This is a genomic window from Streptomyces sp. NPDC046977 (genome assembly GCF_040644455.1).
Classification (GTDB): Bacteria; Actinomycetota; Actinomycetes; order Streptomycetales; family Streptomycetaceae; genus Actinacidiphila.
In genome coordinates this window covers 1-4130 of sequence record NZ_JBEYWO010000079.1, presented here as the reverse complement: position 1 = coordinate 4130, position 4130 = coordinate 1, and the positions used below count along the sequence as shown (strand labels likewise).

The window sequence follows — 4130 nt, the reverse complement described above, 5'->3', positions numbered from 1 at the left end:
TCCAGTACCGGCCCACCATCATCACCGGCTGCCTCATCGGCACCGGCCTCGCCACAAGCCCCGGCGACATCACGCATTAATCCTCAGTAGCGGTGCAGCTGGACTCCAACCGCCGACACCCGCCTTGTAAGTTCGTGCCAGGCTCTGCGCGGACTGCCAGAAGGCGCCCACACGGGCGCGCCTAGGTCGGTCTTCGGCTGTCTCGTGCCGTGGTTGTCCCCGGGTGTTGATGTCATCCAGTGATGTCAGCTACGGCCGAGCCAGCGCCCAGAAGGCGGGTGGGTGCTCGTACTGCGTGCGCCATGTGAGTTGCCCGAATGCCGATACTCGCATCAAGACTGCGGCTTCCGTCGACACGTATTCGACAGGGGGCGGAGGCGCGGTGCCAGTCGAGTAGGCCCCGGTCGCAAAGGTTGCTGTACCCCGGCTGCGCGCCCACCCCTCACCAGCGTCGCCACCTGTCAGTGATCTCGTAACGGCTGAGGCCATGGCGGGATGCAAGTCCAGTTACGTCGATGCCGTGCTGGGTGAGCACATCGTCGATGAAGATGCACAGCTGCTCCCGCTCGTCGGTGTCGTAGCCGCTGTTTTCATGCCGGCCGTTGACCTCGTTGAGGGCCAGAACGACTCGTTCCACGACGTGGAGCACCTGGTCGTCCGAGGACTCAGTGAGCGCACTGACGTCGCGCTCGAACCCTTGCAGGACAGCTTTGGTGTCGCTCAGGAGGGCTTCGGAGTACGAGTCCCCCACGTATGCGCACGTGGGGTCCAACGTGCCAGCCGTGACCTCTCGTGCCTCATGAGCCAGCAGGTCCCGCCAGTTTTGGGTAGGTCTTACAGCCATGCGCGAATGGTACGGGGGCCCTTGAATATGGTGCCTTGCGGAGACAGCTGCCTTGTACGCCTGATGACTAGGGCCGTCGAGGGTGTACAGGTCAAGGAGGGTTGAGGAGTCCCGAGCCAGGCCCCGGCCGGCCGTGTTGGCGGGGCTTGAGCGCCGATGTGGTCGGCGGCCAACCCAGCCGACCGAGCGCGTGCCTAGGTCACACTCCCGAGTCCTAGTGTGATGTACACCACTCATGGCAGACTGAAGCCTGATCACAGGCTGGGGGGCACGGGTGACAGTTTCCAAAGTTGAGTGGGACGGCCAATTCATCACATTGGAGGATGGCGTTCCATACGGCTCGCTGCATTCTTCGGAGTGCAAGCAGCAGTTTAGTCTTGCGTACACGCATGCCATTACGACGGCGGCCAGATGCACGATATCGGATTTGAAGGTTGACGTGGAGCGTATCGACTTCACGGTGCGTCAGAGTGCGCGACACAAGAAGTACAGCTCCTCCCAGGTGGACGTGCAATTGAAATGCACGGCGCAAGACTTGGAGCATAATGGTCGACTTAGGTGGAGGCTTAGCCGCGACCACTACGATTGGCTACGCGATGTAGACACCTATAATCACAAGATACTCGTAGTGGTCACAGTTCCTCGCCAATTGGATGAGTGGCTCGAAACAAGAGACGATCACCTTTTGCTCAGAAAGAAGGCTTACTGGGTTTGCCTGGAAGGGATGGGGGAGATCAAGGCAGAATCGACCTATGTCGATCTGTCAAAAGATCAGACCTTCGACGTGACACAATTGCTCAACATATTGCATCGAGTCGGAAATGGAGAGCGTCCGTGAACACTACTCACAGCGAGGGCGCCCGCCCTTACGACCCTGTGCGCGATCTCAACCCGAGAGCTATTGAAGATTTCCTTCGCACCGTGGGCTGGATTCGAGAAGATTATCGCGAGGGAGTCAAGGGCGTCTGGGTAAATGAAGCGGAAGGCGCAAGCCTAATGCTTCCCTATAATCCTCGCTTTCGTGACTTCAATACGCGCTTAAATGATGCACTCCATACGATCTCCGAAGTGCACAAGGTTAGAGGCGAGGCGCTGGCGCTTGAAATTGCGAGCGCCAGGAGTGACATCCTCTTGCTTCGGGCAGATCAGACCACGCTCGACGGATCGATCCCCCTGACGGAGGCTCAGAGTCTAATCAACGGCGCGAGCCAGATGATCCTAGCCGCCGCTTGCAGTGCTATCAATCCACGTGCCACTCATCCACCTCGTAAGCCCAACGCCGCAAAAGAATTTTTGGCTGATGAGGTACGGATGGGACATACACTGCGCGGAAGTTTTGTCATTACTATCCTGGCTCGGCACGATAGCGCAGTGCGAGAAGAACTCCCCGAGGCGCGCCCGGAGCACAGATATCGTCTCGAAGACCATGCGGACATATTGGCGTCGGAGGCGCCCGACGGGGTCATTGAATCCTATACGCGACGGGTCATGTCGACCTTGGCTTCCGGACTCCAAGCCGCTAATAAGTTGTTGCAAGATGAACCGCAAATCTCTGAATCTGAAGCGGTCGAGCAAGGGGCTAGCGCGCAGTTGATGGAGTCGATTGGACGCATGGGGGCGTGGGAAGGCATCAATTCCCTCGACATGTCCTTTCGCTGGTCCGCCTCCCACCCTGCTCCGCCAGCTGATACGCCGAGCCGAGTAGTCCTGCCGAGAGAACAATCGGAGAGGGCGTCATTCGTGGGGAAGAATCTCCGCCGGCGACCAACGGTTGCCCACGAAAGCGTAATTGGTCACGTCATCCGACTTGAGCGAGCCGAAGGCAAGGATGACGGAATTGCTGTCATCGACGGCGTTCTGGGAAAGTCGCGACGTCGAGTCCGAGTGCAGTTGAGTGGAGATAACTATCGACTTGCAGTGAGGGCACACGGCGAGCGATTCCCGGTCATGGCAGTGGGCACTGTGACTCTGGAGCGCCGTGCATGGTGGATTAATCGAGCTGAGGAATTCCGTCTTGCGCTCCAGTAGAGTGAGCGGCACCTCGAATTTTGTTTACGGACCCGGGGTCGCCAGTCACGTACTAAGCGCCTTTGGGCGGAGCGGAAGTGGCAGAGCCGTAGATGGCAGAGCGAGTCAGTATTTCTAGTGGCGCGATTACCACTGATGTTCTCATTGAGCATCGTCGCGAGATTGCAGATCTCGCGCAGCGCATTAAGAATCGTCGCCTTCAGGTTCTGGGACTGTACGGCACTCCCATTGTCATCATTGCTGCGCTCCTTGCGTGGGCGGCCCTGAAGGTTTTCATCTGGTTGAATTCGGACACTCCAGGTGCGATCAATGGAATATTTGGCGGTGTCGCAGTTGTCTTGACAGTGGCTTTCGTTATTCAGGCGGCAGCCGAGTTCAGTGACGAGCTTGGCGTATGGAAAGATCGCAAAACTCCCCTTAGGGAGCTCAGGCTCGAACTTGCCTTGGCTGAAGAGCGTCACGTCCTCGAAGCCCGAAGGCGCACACCTCCTTCAATGGACCGGCAAGCGTCTTACAAAGAGAGACTCCCTAGTGAGATAGTTCGGTTGCGCAGGGAATCGCGACATTATCGCCGCATTCACCTCGCAATGCAGTGGTTGCTGTTTGTTTGCTCGGCGGCGATTACGGCAGTGACTGCTTGGTTTGATCCGCCCCAGCCTGCGAAAGGTGTACTCATCGGCTTGGGATTTCTGGTGACGCTGATCACGGCGGCAGCTGGCTATTTCAAGCCGCGCGAGCGGGCATTTAATCTTCAGCAAACGGCGGATAGTATCGAGCAGCATGCCACGGCCCTTGAGCTAGGAATTTCGCCATACAATGCTGGCGAGGAAGTGCGCAATCTCGAACTCTTCGCGACCACCGTAGAAGGGTTGCGTGCTGAACAGCGAATGCGAGAACAGCAACTCGATCAGCCGCAACAGGGGCAGCAGCAAGTTATTTGAAGATGTCCCCTTTCGGGGTAGGGCAGCGATCCCGGGTCGGCGCAGCGGCTTTGGGCTGGAGCTGCCATGGGGCGAGAGATCGGGGCCCGTAAGCTTGCGGCGACTCGGGCGGTCTGTGGACCTGCCCGCTAAGGCCCGATGTGGGCCCCGATCTTCGAGGCTCGCCCCATGGTGGCTGCGTAAAGCCGTGGAGCCGAGCGCCTCAGCCACGGCGGGGTTCTCCTCGGCAACCTTCGCCGTCTGGCGGGCGGCCGGCGGCCGGGCCGGAGCGGGGCGCAGACAGGAGCGGCGGCCCGAGGCGCCGGGCCGCGCGCCGC

At 59.3% G+C, this 4130-nt stretch carries 4 protein-coding genes; 3 read left to right on the top strand and 1 reads right to left on the bottom strand.

Annotated elements, in window-relative coordinates; all coding sequences use genetic code 11:
- Nucleotides 1-442 precede the first annotated feature (442 nt).
- Nucleotides 443-844 carry a hypothetical protein gene (locus ABZ883_RS42955; protein WP_360917740.1) on the bottom strand — a complete coding sequence of 134 codons (402 nt, stop codon included), beginning with the start codon at nucleotides 842-844 and terminating at the stop codon, nucleotides 443-445.
- 274 nt (nucleotides 845-1118) lie between these two features.
- On the opposite strand from ABZ883_RS42955, the gene ABZ883_RS42950 reads away from it, so the two are divergent.
- From ABZ883_RS42950 to ABZ883_RS42940, 3 genes are all read left to right on the top strand, one after another.
- On the top strand, nucleotides 1119-1682 hold the full coding sequence (locus ABZ883_RS42950; RefSeq protein WP_360917738.1) for a DUF4365 domain-containing protein: 564 nt from the start codon (nucleotides 1119-1121) through the stop codon (nucleotides 1680-1682).
- Nucleotides 1679-2872, top strand: a complete 1194-nt coding sequence (locus ABZ883_RS42945; RefSeq protein ID WP_360917736.1) for a hypothetical protein — start codon at nucleotides 1679-1681, stop codon at nucleotides 2870-2872. Before ABZ883_RS42950 ends, ABZ883_RS42945 begins: the two co-directional genes overlap by 4 nt.
- Before the next feature lie 92 nt (nucleotides 2873-2964).
- Nucleotides 2965-3813, top strand: a complete 849-nt coding sequence (locus tag ABZ883_RS42940; RefSeq protein ID WP_360917734.1) for an SLATT domain-containing protein — start codon at nucleotides 2965-2967, stop codon at nucleotides 3811-3813.
- Nucleotides 3814-4130: the final 317 nt, after the last annotated feature.

Excerpts from the sequence above, each read along its gene's own strand:
- ABZ883_RS42955 (WP_360917740.1), bottom strand. The coding sequence starts at position 844 with ATGGCTGTAAGACCTACCCAAAACTGGCGGGACCTGCTGGCTCATGAG.
- ABZ883_RS42940 (WP_360917734.1), top strand. The coding sequence starts at position 2,965 with ATGGCAGAGCGAGTCAGTATTTCTAGTGGCGCGATTACCACTGATGTT.